General features: G+C 58.7%; 15 protein-coding genes. 8 read left to right on the forward strand and 7 right to left on the reverse strand.

Features of this window, described 5'->3' with window-relative positions:
• The first annotated feature begins 4 nt into the window (after window positions 1-4).
• Genes JWS10_RS16605 through JWS10_RS16630 form a run of 6 tightly spaced genes read left to right on the forward strand, consistent with a single transcriptional unit; the run spans window position 5 to window position 5899 of the window.
• Entirely contained in the window at window positions 5-1000 is a 996-nt protein-coding gene (locus JWS10_RS16605) for an alpha-ketoacid dehydrogenase subunit beta (RefSeq protein ID WP_299508947.1), read from the forward strand.
• Entirely contained in the window at window positions 1000-2541 is a 1542-nt protein-coding gene (locus tag JWS10_RS16610; RefSeq protein ID WP_299508948.1) for an alpha/beta fold hydrolase, read from the forward strand. Before JWS10_RS16605 ends, JWS10_RS16610 begins: the two co-directional genes overlap by 1 nt.
• Window positions 2534-2869, forward strand: a complete 336-nt coding sequence (locus JWS10_RS16615; protein WP_299508949.1) for a carboxymuconolactone decarboxylase family protein — start codon at window positions 2534-2536, stop codon at window positions 2867-2869. The genes JWS10_RS16610 and JWS10_RS16615 overlap by 8 nt, the downstream gene beginning before the upstream one ends.
• Before the next feature lie 27 nt (window positions 2870-2896).
• The gene (locus JWS10_RS16620) at window positions 2897-4387 is read left to right on the forward strand and encodes an FGGY-family carbohydrate kinase (RefSeq protein ID WP_299508950.1); all 1491 of its coding nucleotides are present in this window, start codon (window positions 2897-2899) and stop codon (window positions 4385-4387) included.
• Window positions 4384-5133, forward strand: coding sequence for a glucose 1-dehydrogenase (locus JWS10_RS16625; RefSeq protein ID WP_299508951.1), 750 nt, complete (start codon window positions 4384-4386; stop codon window positions 5131-5133). The genes JWS10_RS16620 and JWS10_RS16625 overlap by 4 nt, the downstream gene beginning before the upstream one ends.
• Before the next feature lie 10 nt (window positions 5134-5143).
• Entirely contained in the window at window positions 5144-5899 is a 756-nt protein-coding gene (locus JWS10_RS16630; protein WP_299508952.1) for an SDR family NAD(P)-dependent oxidoreductase, read from the forward strand.
• Window positions 5900-5950: 51 nt separating this feature from the next.
• Here JWS10_RS16630 and JWS10_RS16635 read toward each other — a convergent pair whose 3' ends face one another.
• From JWS10_RS16635 to JWS10_RS16655, 5 genes are read right to left on the reverse strand one after another with little or no spacing between them, the layout of a single operon-like run.
• Complete coding sequence (locus JWS10_RS16635) at window positions 5951-6709, reverse strand: SDR family oxidoreductase (RefSeq protein ID WP_299508953.1); 759 nt, start codon at window positions 6707-6709, stop codon at window positions 5951-5953.
• A gap of 11 nt (window positions 6710-6720) precedes the next feature.
• Window positions 6721-7536: an ABC transporter permease gene (locus JWS10_RS16640; protein WP_299508954.1), complete on the reverse strand. Its 816-nt coding sequence runs from the start codon at window positions 7534-7536 to the stop codon at window positions 6721-6723.
• A 6-nt stretch (window positions 7537-7542) separates the two neighbouring features.
• Complete coding sequence (locus tag JWS10_RS16645) at window positions 7543-8394, reverse strand: ABC transporter permease (RefSeq protein ID WP_299508955.1); 852 nt, start codon at window positions 8392-8394, stop codon at window positions 7543-7545.
• Window positions 8395-8396: 2 nt separating this feature from the next.
• The gene (locus JWS10_RS16650; protein WP_299508956.1) at window positions 8397-9545 is read right to left on the reverse strand and encodes a spermidine/putrescine ABC transporter substrate-binding protein; all 1149 of its coding nucleotides are present in this window, start codon (window positions 9543-9545) and stop codon (window positions 8397-8399) included.
• Window positions 9546-9578: 33 nt separating this feature from the next.
• Window positions 9579-10679 (reverse strand): ABC transporter ATP-binding protein, encoded by a 1101-nt coding sequence (locus JWS10_RS16655; protein WP_299508957.1) that lies wholly within the window; start codon window positions 10677-10679, stop codon window positions 9579-9581.
• 101 nt (window positions 10680-10780) lie between these two features.
• Between JWS10_RS16655 and JWS10_RS16660 the strand changes: the two genes are divergently transcribed.
• Complete coding sequence (locus tag JWS10_RS16660) at window positions 10781-11563, forward strand: helix-turn-helix transcriptional regulator (RefSeq protein ID WP_299508958.1); 783 nt, start codon at window positions 10781-10783, stop codon at window positions 11561-11563.
• Window positions 11564-11587: 24 nt separating this feature from the next.
• Here JWS10_RS16660 and JWS10_RS16665 read toward each other — a convergent pair whose 3' ends face one another.
• Window positions 11588-12259, reverse strand: coding sequence for a hypothetical protein (locus JWS10_RS16665; protein ID WP_299508959.1), 672 nt, complete (start codon window positions 12257-12259; stop codon window positions 11588-11590).
• A gap of 217 nt (window positions 12260-12476) precedes the next feature.
• Here JWS10_RS16665 and JWS10_RS16670 point away from each other — a divergent pair, with 217 nt between their 5' ends.
• The gene (locus tag JWS10_RS16670) at window positions 12477-13049 is read left to right on the forward strand and encodes a TetR/AcrR family transcriptional regulator (protein ID WP_299508960.1); all 573 of its coding nucleotides are present in this window, start codon (window positions 12477-12479) and stop codon (window positions 13047-13049) included.
• A 59-nt stretch (window positions 13050-13108) separates the two neighbouring features.
• Here the strand turns inward: JWS10_RS16670 and JWS10_RS16675 are convergent, their stop codons facing one another.
• Window positions 13109-14974, reverse strand: a complete 1866-nt coding sequence (locus JWS10_RS16675; protein WP_299508961.1) for an ABC transporter ATP-binding protein — start codon at window positions 14972-14974, stop codon at window positions 13109-13111.
• Between the last annotated feature and the right edge of the window lie 187 nt (window positions 14975-15161).

A 15161-nucleotide genomic window follows, 5' to 3' on the forward strand; every position in this document is an offset into this window, starting at 1 on the left:
TATCATGGCACTTCAAGAAATGACCTACCGCGATGCTTTGCGTAAAGCGCTGGCGGATTCGATGACGGAAAACCCCGATGTGATTATTCTGGGGGAGGAGGTGGGCCGCTACGGCGGTGCCTATGCCGTGACCAAGGATCTGATCAAGGAATTTGGCCCTGAACGGGTGATCGACACGCCGATTTCTGAACCCGCGATTGTGGGTGCTGCGGTTGGGGCTGCAATGGCAGGTCTGCGGCCGGTGGCGGAGCTAATGTATGTCGATTTCATCGGCATGACGATGGACCAGCTTGCCAACCAAGCCGCCAAAATCCGCTATATGTTTGGCGGCCAGATCGGCGTGCCGATGGTTTTGCGCACCCAAGGCGGCACGGGCCGTTCCGCAGGCGCGCAGCACAGCCAAAGCCTTGAGGCTTACGTGATGCACACTCCCGGTCTGCGGCTGGCGATGCCCGCGACGGTGGCCGATGCCTACCATCTGCTGCGCCAAGCACTGACCAAGCCCGACCCGGTGGTGTTCATCGAGCATAAGGCGCTGTATACTCTGAAGGAAATGGTCGATCTGGACGCGCCCGCCCCAGACTGGGGCAAGGCCGCGATCCGTCGTCAGGGCCGCGATCTGGTGATCGTCACCTATTCGCGCCAAGTGCATTATGTGATGGAGGCTGCGAAAAAACTCGCCGCCGAAGGCATTGAGGCGACGGTGATTGACCTGCGCACGCTGAGCCCGCTCGATTTTGACACCATCCGCACCCACGTGGAAAAGACTGGCCGCGCCATGGTGGTCAGCGAAGGTGTGATGACGGCAGGCGTGGCCGCAGAACTTGCTGCACGGATTTCTGAGGAATGCTTTGATTTTCTCGAAGACCCAGTAATCCGGGTGGCGGGTGAGGATATTCCGATCTCGGTCTCGACCGCGTTGGAAACCGGATCGGTTCCCGGCCCGCAACTGATCTTTGAGTCTGCGATGAAACTTCTGTCCTCGCGGGAGGCCGTGTGATGCAGCTTGAGCTGACCATGCCGCGTCTGGGGGAGACGATGGACGAAGGCACCATTTTGGGCTGGCTGGTGCAGATTGGCACGGCGTTCAAACGCGGCGATGCAATTTTGGAGCTGGAAACCGACAAGACCGTGGTGGAATATCCTGCGTTGGGCGATGGTGTACTGAACGAGGTAATGGTTGGCCCGGGCGACCGTGTTGCCGTTGGTGCGCCAATTGCACGGGTGACGGTTGCCAATGCTGCGGATTGGGCGGATGCGACCGCGCCAGCCGAAGCGAGCGTTGCCACGGCAGCCTTCGCTGTCCTGACGATGCCGCGTCTGGGTGAGACGATGGAAGAAGGGGTCATTGGGCAATGGCTGGTGGCCGAGGGCGCCGCCTATGCTCGGGGCGATGCTATTCTTGAGATTGAAACCGACAAGACGGCGGCCGAGGTGCCGGCGCTGTCGGCGGGCCGTCTGTTGCGAATCCTTGCGCAGCCCGGCGCGCGCATCGCGGTCGGTCAGCCGATCGCAGAGGTGCAAGGTGAGGTTGAAGCGGTGACGGTTGTTTCGGCGACAGCACCGCAAGTGCCCGAGGCGCAGACCGTTGCCAAGGCCGCGCCTTCGCTGGGCGATGGTCGATTGCGCGCCACACCCTTGGCTCGCCGTATGGCACGGCAAAAAGGTGTGGCGCTCGGCAGCCTGACAGGCACTGGGCGGCGGGGGCGAATTGAGCGCGCCGATGTGGAACGTGCCGATGTAGATCGTGCAGGGCCAGCGGTGGCAGGCTCGGGGTGGCTTGGAACGCCCGTAGGCCGGGTAGCCTATGAGGTCGAAGGCACGGGTGGGCGCACGCATCTTTTGATCCACGGTTTCGCAGGTGATCGCACGGCGTGGGCGGTTGCGGCTTCGGCATTGCGCCGGGCCGGGCATCGCACAGCGGTGTTTGATATGCCGGGGCATGGTGAGACCGAGGCAGAGGCGACGGACCTCGCCAATTTGACTGATGCGGCCGAGGCGCTTGCGGCTATCTTGCCGGGACCGCTGGTTCTGGTCGGTCATTCGATGGGCGCTGCGGTTGCGGTGGCGCTGGCGTCCCGGCTGAGTGCAAAGGTTGCAGGTCTTGTATTGTTAACGCCTGCGGGCTGCGGGCCGCTGATGGGCGCCGAGTTTGTGCATGGCATGGCAGATGCCACGACGACGGGTGAAGTCAGCCATCTATTGCGCTTGCTTGGCCCAAAGGGTGGCGCGCTTTCGGATGCTGTGCTGGCCCAAATGGCTGGGCAGATGGCGCGGGGTCGGCTGAAAGCACTCGCCGCCGCCTTGGCCTCACCGGATGGTCGCCAGAGGATTGACTTGATCCGAGCGCTGCAGGCACTGCCCGAAGCGCTGCCGATCCGGGCGCTGTTCGGCACTGAAGACCGCATTGTTTCGGCCACGGATGCGCTGAACGTGCCCGCCCGCGTGGCTGTGCATTTTTTGCCAACGGGACATATGCCGCAATGGGATGCACCGCGCGATGTGGTTGAGTTGATCCTGAAAGGAGCCAAAGATGAGTGACGCTAAAACAAATCTTGCCGCTGCCAAAACGCGTTTAAGCGGTTTAGCCAAGGCTACGCCTGCGCTGATGCAATCGTTTGCCGGCATCAGCAAGGCCGCCACTGCGCCGGGGCAATTTTCGGCTGCGCAAAAAGAACTGTTGGCGGTGGCTATATCCGTGGCGAAGGGCTGCGAGGATTGCATTCTCTACCACCTCGACGCCGCGCGCAGGCATGGTGCGGATGAGGCGGCACTGGTTGAGGTGCTTGAGGTTGCTGTGGAAATGGGCGGTGGCCCGGCAGTGATGTATAGTGCCAAAGCACTTGACGCGTGGCGCAACCTCGTCTGACTTTGGCGTCGTATCGGGGAGGATACTATGGCTTTTTACCTGACCGCCGACGGAGGCACGGAAAGCCTGCGAGCGCGGATTTATGATCTGAACGGCGCTTGCCTTGGGCAGAAAGCTGTGCCGTATGAGACTCGCTTTGCGGCGGGTGCGCGGGCTGAACAGAACCCCGAAGACTGGTGGCAGGCGCTGATCACCGCCACCGCAGGCGCGATTGCTGAAGCAGGAATTGACGCGGGCCAGATAGAGGCGATGTGTTTTGCTACCACCTGCTGCACCGTGGTTGCGCTTGACGAACAAGGCCGTGCGCTGCGGCCTGCGCTGATGTGGATGGATGTGCGCGCCAACGCCGAAGCCGACGCGGTGCTCGCCACGGGCGATGCGGCGTTAGCGATCAATGGTGCGGGGCAGGGGCCGGTATCGGCTGAGTGGATGATCCCCAAGGCGCTGTGGTTGAAACGCCACGAGCCCGCAACTTTCGATGCCGCCCATACGATCTGCGAGTATCAGGATTTTCTTATCCTGCGGCTGACCGGCGAGCGTTGCGCGTCTTTGGATAATGCGGGCCTGCGTTGGCATTATTCCAGTCGCAACGGCGGTTGGGCGCGCGGTATTCTTGCCAAGTTAGGGCTGGAGGATTTGATCGAAAAATGGCCCGCCCGCGTGGTGCCTCCGGGTGAGGTGGCGGGCACATTGACCCCCCATGCCGCTCATGCCCTGGGGCTTAGTCAAAGCGTCAAAGTGGTGCAGGGTGGGGCGGATGCATTAATTGGGATGATCGGGCTTGGCGTTGCCCAACCGGGGCAACTGGCGCTGATCACCGGCTCGTCGCATTTGCTGTTTGGTGTTACAGAGGCACCGCTGCACGCGCCGGGCGTCTGGGGCGCTTATCCTGATATCGTTTATCCGGGGCGCTGGATTGTCGAAGGCGGGCAAACCTCGACGGGGTCGATCATCAACTGGCTGCGGCGGATGACGGGCGGCACGTTGGATCTGGCCGAGATGAACCGCTTGGCCGAGGCGTTGGAGCCCGGTTGTGAAGGCTTGATCGTGCAGGACCACTTTCAAGGCAATCGCACGCCCTATACCGATCCGCTGAGCCGGGGTGCGATTGTGGGGCTGACACTGGCACACGAGCCGCAACACATCTTCCGCGCCATCATGGAAGGCATTGGTTTTGGCACTCGCGCCATTCTGGATGCATTCCGGGCGGGGGGCTATGCATCCACCGAGATCACCGTGGGCGGTGGCGCTACGGCGTCGCGGTTATGGATGCAGATACATGCCGATACCGCAGGCTTGCCGGTGCGGATTCCGGCTTCTGCGGATGCGCCATCGACTGGATCGGCGGTGCTCGCAGCGCATGGAGCTGGGCGGTTTGCGAGCATCGACGAGGGCATTGCCGCACTGGTGCGGCCCGGTTCGAGCATTGACCCACGCCCGCGCGAGGCCGCGATGTACGAGGAAATTTATCATAAATACAAGGCGCTGTATCCGGCGCTGAAAGGGGCTCTGGCATGATCCGCGAGTTCGATCTGACCGGGCGTCTGGCGGTTGTAACGGGAGGAGCGGCAGGCATTGGCCGTGCAATTTGTGCCGTGCTGGCAGAAGGCGGCGCGAGGGTGGTGGTTGCCGATCGCAACGCCGAGGCAGCAGCGGCTTTGGCTGCCGAACTGGGCGGCATCGCCCTGCCGCTGGATGTGACCGACCCCGAGAGATGCGAGATTGCCGCCATCGACCTTATGGCAAACTACGGCCCGGCGGCGATTTTGGTGAACAATGCGGGCATCGTGATGAATGCCACCTCGCTGGAGGTTGATCTGGCCGACTGGCGGCGGGTGATTGATGTCAATTTGCACGGCGTGTTTCATACCAGCCGCGCGTTTGGGCGGCATATGGTGGCGGCAGGGCGCGGTAGCGTGATCAACATCAGTTCGATCTGCGGTGAGGTGACGGTGCATCCGCAACCGCAAGCCGCCTATAACGCGGCCAAAGCTGGCGTGAACCTGCTGACAAAATCGCTGGCGGTGGAATGGGCGGGGCGGGTGCGGGTGAACGCTGTGGCGCCGGGATACACTGCGACTGAATTGACGCTGCTGGGTCGGTCAAAACCCGAATGGTTCAACACTTGGTTGGCGGGAATTCCGATGGGACGTCTGGCTGAGCCGCGCGAGATCGCGCTGGCAGTGGCTTACCTCGCCTCGGATGCAGCGTCTTATGTCACCGGCACTGTGCTGACGGTGGACGGCGGCTATACGGCAATTTGAAGGAGGAAACATGAGTATCACCAAACGCGTGGCATTGGTCACAGGTGCAAGTCGCGGTATCGGCAAGGCGATTGCAATCGGATTGGCCGAGCGCGGCTTTGATCTGGTGCTGAACGATATTGCTGCACAGTCGATCACGCTTGACGAAACTGCAACTGAGGCGCGCACGCATGGCGGCCGGGTGATCGCTTTGCATGCGGACGTCTCAAACAAGGCGCAGGTGCAGGCGATGGTAACGGATGCGGTTGCGCAGATGGGCAGCATTCATGCAGTGGTGAACAACGCGGGCATTCTGCGCGCGTCTGACGTGGAACACTGCCCTGAGGATTATTGGGACAGCGTGATGGACATCAATGCCAAAGGCACTTTTTTGGTCGTGCAGGCAGTGCTACCGATGATGAAAGCGCAGAACTACGGGCGCATCTGCAATATCTCGTCCATTGGCGGCAAGCATGGCGCGCCTGAGCAAGCGCATTACTCCGCATCGAAAGCCGCCGTGATGGGCTTTACCCGCGTGCTTGCTCAAGAAGTCGGCCCGTTTGGTATTACCGCCAACTGTATTTGTCCCGGCATTATCCTGACCGATATGGGCCGGGTGAACCTTGACGACCCCAGCATCAGCAATGCCTGGAAAGCCAAGACCGCGATGGCGCGCATTGGTGACCCAGAGGATGTGGTGGGGCCGGTTGCATTTTTCTGTTCGGACGACAGTGCTTTTGTCACCGGGCAAAGTCTTAACGTCGATGGGGGCATCGTGCTTAGTTGAGCGATCTTTAAGTTTGATCTGGGTCGGCAGCAACAGTCGTTGCCGATCAGATTAGAGCGACTCGGCGCCGTCGATGACAAGCGCGTGGCCCGTCATGAATGACGATTTATCCGACGCCAGAAACACGATGCTGTCAGAAATTTCATCGACCCTGCCGAACCGCCTCATTGGGATCAAGGTCGCCACGTAGTCTTCCAACGCCAAGCGCCCACCCATCTGTGCCTCAAAACCAGCGTTGAAGGTCGTGTCAACAAAGCCGGGGCAAAGCGCATTGCAGCGTATGTTGTAGCGGGCATAATCGACGGCGATCTGTTTGGTCATTGCGATAACCGCATGTTTTGTCGTGGTGTATGCGATCATCTCGCGGTCATATTGCACACCTGAATTGGAGGCGGTGATAATGATTGATCCGCTCCGCTGCAGCTTCATGATGGCTATAGCCGCCTGCGCTGCCACGAAATGAGCACGAACGTTCAGCCGCCAAGAGTTATCCATATCGGCGGGCGTGATCTGATCGAGTTTGCCAGGGATCTGAATGCCCGCATGGGAGTGCAGGATATCAAGCTTGCCATAACGCGAGGCCGTATCGTTTATGGCACGCGTCAGGGCGTCGTCGTCGGTTACATCCAACCGCATTGCTTCGGCGATGCCGCCGCTGGATATAATTAATGCCGCTGTCTCGGATGCGCTGGCATGGGCGAGGTCGGTCACAACAACTTTGGCACCTTGTGCGGCCATTGCTAACGCGCCTGCGCGGCCGATACCGGCTCCGGCTGCGGTGACAAAAGCGATGCGGTCCTGCAAAAGCATCAAAGTCTTCCCTAAGATTTGGCCGCACCGCGCCGCAAGATGCTTTGGGCGGTGATTAGAAGGCATAGGGAAACCGCCAAAACCATGCTGCCGATCGCGTTGATTTCGGGCGTCACACCGCGCCGGATCGACGAGAAGACATAGATCGGCAGCGTGGTGTTAGAGCCTGCGACAAAGAACGCGATGATGAAGTCGTCGAAGGAAAACGTGAAGGCCAACAGAGCTCCCGCAAGTATTCCCGGAAAGATTTGCGGTAGCGTCACTTGGCGAAAGGTGCCGAACGGCGTTGCGCCAAGGTCAGCGGAAGCTTCGATCAGGCTGCGATCCATGCCGGCGATGCGGGCGCGGACGATAATGATGACCAAGGACATCGAAAACAGCCCGTGTGCTGCGATGAGCGAGCCGTAGCCCAAGCCCAGTTGCGGCGCGGTTTCGGCCGAGGCGAAGATCAGTTTCAGCATCGGGTTCAGCACGTCAAACAGCGTTACCATCGCGATGAGGGTGGCGATGCCGATCACGATGCCGGGGACCATAACTGCGATGTAGATCATCGCATCGAACAGCGCGCGGGTCTTGCCCTTGACGCCTTGCAGCGCCAGTGCCGCCATTGTTCCAAACACTGTCGCCAAAACGGACGAGGTCAAGGCGACGATCAGGCTGGTCTGAAACGCCTCGACCACAAAGGTATTCGACAGCGCCTTGCCATACCATTGCACAGAAAGACCCTGCAACTGGCTTGCCGCTTTCCCGGCGTTAAACGAAAACAGCACGATGATGCCAATCGGCACATAGAGGAACAGGTAAACGGCGAGGGCATAAAGGCGCATTTTCCCTCACATCAACGAGATATCATCGCGGCCACCCGACCAGCGACGCGTAAAGCGCATGTAGGCAGTGACGGTCACCAGCATCACCAGCACCAAAGCCACCGCGACCGCCGAGCCAAAAGCCCAGTTGCGCGACTGCACGAATAGATCGACCAGCGCATTGCCGACAAAGAACACCTTGCCGCCGCCGAGCATCGCGGGGATCAGGAATTCCCCCATCAACAGGATGAACACCAGCATGCAGCCAGTGGCCACGCCCGGCATCGACAAGGGGAGTGTGACGGACAGGAACGTGTTGAGCGGTGGTGCACCAAGGTCGCTCGCGGCCTCCAGCAGGCGCTTGTCCAGCCGTTCGAGGCTAACGTAGATCGGAAAGACCATCAGCGGCAGATAGCCATAGACGATGCCGACCAGTACGGCGAAGGGGGTATTGATCAGCTGGATATGACCCAGACCCAAGGCGGCGAATACATTAGGCAAGCCTTTGCCGCCCAACAGAAAGATCCACGCATAGCTCCGGATCAGGATCGATGTCCAGAATGGCACGATCACGAGGATCAACAACATCGTCTGCCATTTGGCGCTGGCGCGTACGGCGAGGAAATATGCCAGCGGATAGGCGATGAACAGGCAAGCGATGGTGCCGATTGGCGCCAGCACCATAGTGTTCTTGAACGCCGCCCATCTCGCGCCGAGGTTTAAGAAATTGGCAAAGCTGAAAGCGGGAACATAGCCACCGGCTGGCCCCCGCTCTCCAAATGAAAACACGAAAACCACGATCAGGGGCAGCACCAGCATGGCGACGAACCAAGCGGTTGCAGGAAACAATAGCAGCGCTCTCCGAAATCGTGGTTTCATCACTAGGCCGACTTGAACCGGGCCATCAACTCGGCGCGATCGGGGTTGGTCAGGGTCTCTGCCGCGCCGAACTCCAGCGCGTTGAGCAGCTCTGCGGCAGGATACAGGATCGGATCGGCCAGACGCTCTGGCGTTAACATGGCATTGACGCGGGCATCGGCGACAGGTTGGCCGTGGAACAGCGTCTCTTTCATGTTGATCGCAGGGTCGAGCAAGTAGTTGATGAGCGCATAAGCCGCATCACGGTGCGGGGCACCGATTGGAACGGCGTAGAAATCGCTCCAAATCTCGCCGCCCTCTTTACCTAGGGTGTATTCGATCTCGGGCATATCGCGGTTCAACTGTTTTCCGTCGCCCGTCCAGCACATTGCCAGCCACGCATCGCCATTGCGCATCGCGGGCTGATAATCCGAGGTGATTGCAAACAAATGCGGCTTGACGTCAAGCAGCAGTTTTTCGGCGTCGGCAAGCTCTTTCGGGTCAACGGAATTGAAGGAATAGCCGAAATATTTCAAAGCGTTGCCGATTGTGGTCAGCTGATAGTCATGCACCGTCGTGCGACCGGAAAACGCTCCCTGGGTAATGTCCCAGAATTCTTTCCAACTGGTCACGGCTTTGCTGTTGTTGTTTGCCGTGTTGGTCGCCATGCCAGTGGTGCCCCAGTCTTTTGAGACCGCGTAGATTTTGCCATCGACGGTTCCGGGGCCAGCAAAACGTGGATCAAAGGCGTTGGCGTCGTAGTTTGGTATCTTCGACATGTCCAACGGTTCGATCAGACCGAGTTCGACATAGGTGGTGATCGTGTAGTTGGTCGGCACGAACACGTCCCAGCCGGTGCCGCCCGCCTGAAGTTTGGCCAACATTTCCTCGTTTGAACCAAAGACATTCAGATCGACAGCGGCCCCGGTTGCGGCCTTGAAACTTTCGAAATCCGCCGGGTCGTGGTAGTTTGGCCAGCTGGCAATCACCACGCGGTCGCCAATGTTCGCCTGTGCCATGGCTTGTCGGGAAAGCGTCGCGCCAAGCACCGATGTCGCGAGCCCCAAGCCGGTCACACCCAAGAAATGCCGGCGCGAAACCGAGCCTTTCTTGTAGCGCATAAGTTCTTCCATAAACTTTGTACGAGATATGAAGTCATTGCGGTCACTCATGTTCATTCTCCCAGTTGTATTTTTGTTATGTTTTCAGTCATTGCCAAGGATCAAACCGACCCCATCACGCCAGCTTGCATGTGCCGCTTGCCCCGGTTCAAAGGCACCTTCGACAGCTTCGGCTTGGCGTGGAACCAGCACCAAGAACTCACCAAGATCAGTATTCTTAACGAGGTATTCGGTATGTTCGCCAAGGAAAATACGCGCGGCAATCGTCACCGGCACAGAAATGCGGTCTGCGGGCGTAGCATTGCGTTGCAAAGTGATCTGCTCGGGCCGCAGGCAAAGCGAGGCCGTTTGCCCAATCACCAAGGAACGCGGTGCGTTGGCAGTATGGTTCAGGCCAACAACACGGATCTGGCAACTATCTCCCGACGCCGTGACGACGCCCGCGAAGAAGTTCGTCTTGCCGACGAAATCTGCGACGTAACGGGTGTTCGGGCTGTCATAAAGCGCACGAGGCGAGCCGATTTGCACGATTTTGCCGCCTTGCATCACACAAATGCGATCCGACATCGACAGTGCCTCTTCCTGATCATGGGTGACCAGAACGAAAGTAATGCCAAGCTGACGTTGCAGAGTTTGAAGCTCTATCTGCATGTCGCGTCGGAGCTTTTTGTCTAAGGCTGCCATCGGCTCGTCCAGCAACAAAAGCTTGGGTTCGTTGACGATGGCCCGCGCAAGGGCGACGCGCTGTTGCTGGCCACCTGACATTTCGTAAATGCGGCGCGTGCCATAGCCGGGCAGGCGCACTGTATCTAGCGCCTTATCGACGGCGCGAGCGATTTCGGCTTTTTGCAGGCGGGGGCGCTGTTGACGCAGGCCATAGGCGATGTTGTCAAAGACGGTTAGGTGGGGAAACAGCGCATAGTGTTGAAAAACCATGTTGATCGGGCGGCGGTAGGGCGGCAGATCGTTCACCCGTTGCCCATCAAGCAGCACATCGCCCGAGGTTGGAACTTCAAAGCCGGCCAACATCCGCAGGGCAGTGGTCTTGCCGCAGCCGGATGGGCCGAGGAACGACAGGAACTCACCACGCTGGATCGTCAGCGAGACATTATCGGCGGCAATGACCTTGCCGTAATGCTTTGAGGTATTTCGCAATTCGGCGATTGGGTCATTTTGTTCGGCCATCCGCCCATCCGTGCCTATGCAGTGAACTGAGCTAAATCCTAGGCAGGCGGCTTTTCATTGTATATACCTCAAAAAGCATAGCGGCGATTTATACATTGCAAATGAATCAGGCAGAACTGTTCACGAAAGCGGGTAGCCTGGTCGAGATGATCGGGGCCAAGGGCTTTCCTGGCGCACTGGCAGACCTGCTGCGATTCACGGTGCCTTACAGCTACACCGTCGTATTTGGCTATCGCGATGCGGCTCGCCCATTGGACCTTTTCGACGACTTTCCGGTGAGCAAGCAGAAGATATTCGTGACCGACTATGTCGAGGGCCCGTATCTGTTGGACCCATTTTTTCGCGCAGCCAAGCGCCCGGTTGCGCAGGGGTTGTATCGGATGCGCGATCTGGCGCCCGATCGGTTTTATCAGGGCGAATACTATCGCAATTATTACGCGAAAACCGGACTGGCCGAGGAGATCGGCTTTTTCATCAAGCTGGCACCATCAACGACCATAGTTTTGTCGCTGATGCGGGCTGAAAAGGCGTTCAGCGCTCGCGAGATGGTTGGTCTGCAAAACATTGCGCCGTTTGTGATCGCGACCGCTCGTAAGCACTGGGGCGGTCTGCCCCATATGACGCAGACCAGTGATAATGGGGACGATAAAAAGATAGAGAACTCCTTCGCAAGCTTTGGTCAGGGCACCCTGACGCCGCGTGAGCGTGAGGTTGTCGAACATACGCTCAAGGGCAATTCCGCTGAGGCGATTAGTAAGATCCTCGGCATTGCCTCCGGCACGGTGCGCATTCATCGCCGCAATGTTTACGCCAAACTTCAGATCTCATCGCAGGGCGAACTGTTTTCGATGTTCATCAAAGCCCTGAGCGGCACGGCTGGCTAGAGGCACCGCGTTTGATAGGCGTGGTCAAGACAAGGACTTTTCGTCCAGCGTGGCCGCCCGAATCCAAAGCCATCCGGCAAGCCAAGCAACCCCTGTGGCAAGCACGACCAGACCCAGATCAAGTGCAAACTCCGGCACAAAAGCCCGCAATGCGATCGGCACTGCGCCCATCGCATAGAGCATCAACGGCAGGCGCGGCACTTGCTTTCCGATGGCCAGAGCGATGGCGAAGGCGATCGTGCTGAACAAGAATAGCAATGAACTGATGGTGAGGATCAGGCCCAGTGGCCCAGCACGCAGTTCGGCGATGGTTTCCATCGGAAGCTTAGAAAACACTAGATTTATGACAACCTCTACGCCTTCCAAACTCGCCAAAGACACAAAGTGAAGGAGAAAGGCGATGACACCGAATAGTCCCGTTCGCCGACCGAAAGCGAGGAAAAGGCCAGTGACAAGACCCAAGGCCATAATCTCGGCGACGGGGGCCAGCAGTTGCGTCAGATCATTGGTGGCAATGAGGCCACTGCGCTTGGCGGCGTTCACCAATAGGACGGCGGCACCGCCAAAGCCGGCGGAGGCAGCAAGTCGGAAAAGGGTCATATCTGTCAGCGCTGCCATCGTCTGATGGTCTTTGCCGGAGGATTGGAGAGGCATCGTTGACAGGCGACCTTTGAGGTCTGGATTTATCGTCGGCATGGTCGCTTTCTCCATTCGATACGCAGCAGCGCAATCGGGCTGTCTTCGCGTCATGTGTAAGCACCGATTACATGGAAATGGCCCCTGTGTAAACAGTGATTACTTCTTTGGATGATTTGTGCGAGGATGGGATAATCGAAAGCGAACGGAAGACCAGATGCCTGACCCTTCACCACCCACCTCAGCAAATTACCACCACGGCAACCTGCGGGAGGCGTTGATCAAGGCTGCGGTGCAGCTTGCCGAAGAGGGCGGTCCGGAGAATGTCAGCGTGCGCGAGGCCGCAAAGCGTGTAGGGGTTTCGCCCGGCGCGCCTTTTCGTCACTTCGCCAGCAAGACCGCCCTGATGACGGCGATCGCGGAAGAAGCGACAAGTCGCTTTCTTGCGGAAATAGCGTCGGCGGTTCGCGAAGTTGCGGTTGACGATCCGATGGGACGCTTCGCGGCTGTTGGCGTTGCTTACCTAAGGTGGGCCATTCGTAATCCCACGCACTTCCAGATTATTTCCAATCGAAGCCTGATTGATTGGGACGGTTCCGCATCTTTGCAGCGAGATAATGCTGCCATCCGCGCTTTGATGGAGGAGGCGCTGACCGAGGCACAGCGGCGTGGCCTTCTGGCGTCAAACGATCTTGCAGAAGCCCAGATTGCCGGGCGTGCACTCGTTTACGGTTTGGCGCGTATGCATATCGACGGGCATTTTGCGCAGTGGCGCGTGGATGGCGAAACGGCAGAGCGCACCGCACAGAATGTCCTGAAGCATTTCACAACGCTGATGGGAAATCGTTAGTCGGCTGATCCTAACCTGCCGTCTTATAAAACATTGGTTGGTATTTCGCAGGGCCGAATTTAACGATAGCCCGCGGCTTGTAGCTCAAACAGTTCGGCGTAGCGGCCCGATTGAGCGAGAAGTTCTTGATGGGTGCCCGACGCTTCGACGCGCCCGTCTGCCAGCACAAGAATACGATCAGCCATGCGAACCGAGCTGAAGCGGTGCGAGATCAGAATGGCGGTCTTCCCGGCGCTGAGTTCTTTGAAGCGTTGGAACACCTCAAACTCTGAGCGGGCATCAAGTGCTGCGGTGGGTTCGTCAAGAATCAGCACCTCGGCACCGCGCATATAGGCGCGCGCAATGGCCAATTTTTGCCATTCGCCCCCGGAAAGTTCAACGCCATTGCGAAAGCGTTTGCCGATCATTTGGTCATAACGCTGCGGCAGATTTTCGATCACCTGATCGGCAAGGCTGCGCCGGGCGGCTTCAATAATGCGGGGGCGGTTGTTGCGCTCTTCGATGCGGCCCACCGCGATATTGTCGGCGGCGCTAAGGTTGTAGCGCATGAAATCCTGAAAAATCACGCCCATCGCGCCGCGCAAACTTTCTAGATCATACTGGCGCAGATCTTGGCCATCCAGCGTGATGCGGCCTTCGTCGGGGTCATAAAGCCGGGCCAGCAATTTAACCAACGTGGTTTTACCAGCGCCGTTTTCACCAACCAGCGCCAAAGTTTCACCGACGTGCAGGGTGAAATTCAGCCCGCGCACCGCCCAACGCTCGGCACCGGGATAGCGAAAGCCGACGTTTTCAAACACGAAGCCTTTGCGGATAGATTCTGGAAAGGGCAAAGCGTTGGGGGCAGAGAGAATTTCGGGCTCAACGTCAAAGAAGCTGAACAAATCTTCGAGGTAAAGCGCCTGTGCCGCGGTCGAGGAAAACGTTGTGAGCAAGCCTTCTAGCAGACCGCGCAGGCGCAGGAACGAGCCTGACAGGAAGGTGAGATCGCCCAGGGTCAACTGCCCGGCCAGCGTGCCCGCGATGATCCACGCATAGGCTGCGTAGTAGCCAAGCGTGCCAAGCGCCGTCAAAATGCCGCCCCAAACTGCGCGCCTTTGAGCAATCTTGCGGCTGGCGGCGTAAAAGCTTTCTGACAGCTCGCGGTAACGGTCGGTGAGAAATTGGTTCAGGCCGAAGATCTTGACTTCCTTGGCAGATTCAACACTCGCGGCGGTTTGGCGCACGTAGTCCAACTCGCGGCGTTCCGGCGTCCGACCGAAATCTAGTGAGTAGGTTTGGGCGTTGAAATGCGCTTCACCCAAGAACGCGGGGATCAGGGCAAGCGCCAGAAGCAGAATCAGCCAAGGATTAAAGATCACCAAGCCAGCCGCAAAAGTGGCAACGGTGACGAGGTTTTGCATCTGGGAAAAAAGTAATCCCATCAGTGTCATGCGGCCGCTGGCTTGCCTGCGGGCGCGCTCCAGCTTGTCTTGAAACTCGGCATCCTCAAAATCTTCGAGATCAAGGGTTGCGGCGTGTTCCATCAGGCGGATAGACGATGACATGGTCAGACGATCTGACAACAGAGTGTCAACCAGCCCGACGACCCGGCCCAAAAGATCAGACAAAATGGCGAGCGCGAATTCGGCTAGAACATAGGTGGTGATCAAACCAAGCGCGCCGCTGTTCCACCAACCCGATATATCGGCGGGGTGGTTGGGCAGGGCCGATAGCCGCACCACTTCGTCGATGATCAGTTTACCGATCCACAGCGCCGTGACCGGAAGGACCGCCCGCAGCAAGCGCAAGACCATCGAGGTCAGCATTAGGAGCGGGCTCGCCTGCCATACCAGACGCAGAAACGGCCAGATGTTGCGGAGGGCGGTAAAGCGGGCTCTGAAAGAGGTTTGTGCGGCGGTGGGAGGCTGGCGTCCGGGGTTCACGAGGCTGGGTCTCCTTTAGTCCATTGGCACTTTGGCAGAAGGCGCGGGCGCACAACAGGGTGAACCGAGATCTGCTGGCAAATGGGTTGCGTAAGGCAATCGGTGTCGCGCCGAGTTCCCAAGCTTGAAGCCCGTACCTGCGCACCAAGCGCAATGTCGCGAATGGAATGTGCATTGGCTCAAGCGG

This window comes from Cypionkella sp. (genome assembly GCF_028290025.1).
Taxonomy (GTDB): domain Bacteria; phylum Pseudomonadota; class Alphaproteobacteria; order Rhodobacterales; family Rhodobacteraceae; genus Cypionkella.

Excerpts from the sequence above, each read along its gene's own strand:
- JWS10_RS16615 (WP_299508949.1), top strand. The coding sequence starts at position 2,534 with ATGAGTGACGCTAAAACAAATCTTGCCGCTGCCAAAACGCGTTTAAGC.
- JWS10_RS16645 (WP_299508955.1), bottom strand. The coding sequence starts at position 8,394 with ATGAAACCACGATTTCGGAGAGCGCTGCTATTGTTTCCTGCAACCGCT.
- JWS10_RS16650 (WP_299508956.1), bottom strand. The coding sequence starts at position 9,545 with ATGAGTGACCGCAATGACTTCATATCTCGTACAAAGTTTATGGAAGAA.
- JWS10_RS16640 (WP_299508954.1), bottom strand. The coding sequence starts at position 7,536 with ATGCGCCTTTATGCCCTCGCCGTTTACCTGTTCCTCTATGTGCCGATT.
- JWS10_RS16625 (WP_299508951.1), top strand. The coding sequence starts at position 4,384 with ATGATCCGCGAGTTCGATCTGACCGGGCGTCTGGCGGTTGTAACGGGA.
- JWS10_RS16620 (WP_299508950.1), top strand. The coding sequence starts at position 2,897 with ATGGCTTTTTACCTGACCGCCGACGGAGGCACGGAAAGCCTGCGAGCG.
- JWS10_RS16655 (WP_299508957.1), bottom strand. The coding sequence starts at position 10,679 with ATGGCCGAACAAAATGACCCAATCGCCGAATTGCGAAATACCTCAAAG.
- JWS10_RS16635 (WP_299508953.1), bottom strand. The coding sequence starts at position 6,709 with ATGCTTTTGCAGGACCGCATCGCTTTTGTCACCGCAGCCGGAGCCGGT.
- JWS10_RS16610 (WP_299508948.1), top strand. The coding sequence starts at position 1,000 with ATGCAGCTTGAGCTGACCATGCCGCGTCTGGGGGAGACGATGGACGAA.
- JWS10_RS16665 (WP_299508959.1), bottom strand. The coding sequence starts at position 12,259 with ATGCCGACGATAAATCCAGACCTCAAAGGTCGCCTGTCAACGATGCCT.
- JWS10_RS16605 (WP_299508947.1), top strand. The coding sequence starts at position 5 with ATGGCACTTCAAGAAATGACCTACCGCGATGCTTTGCGTAAAGCGCTG.
- JWS10_RS16660 (WP_299508958.1), top strand. The coding sequence starts at position 10,781 with ATGAATCAGGCAGAACTGTTCACGAAAGCGGGTAGCCTGGTCGAGATG.
- JWS10_RS16630 (WP_299508952.1), top strand. The coding sequence starts at position 5,144 with ATGAGTATCACCAAACGCGTGGCATTGGTCACAGGTGCAAGTCGCGGT.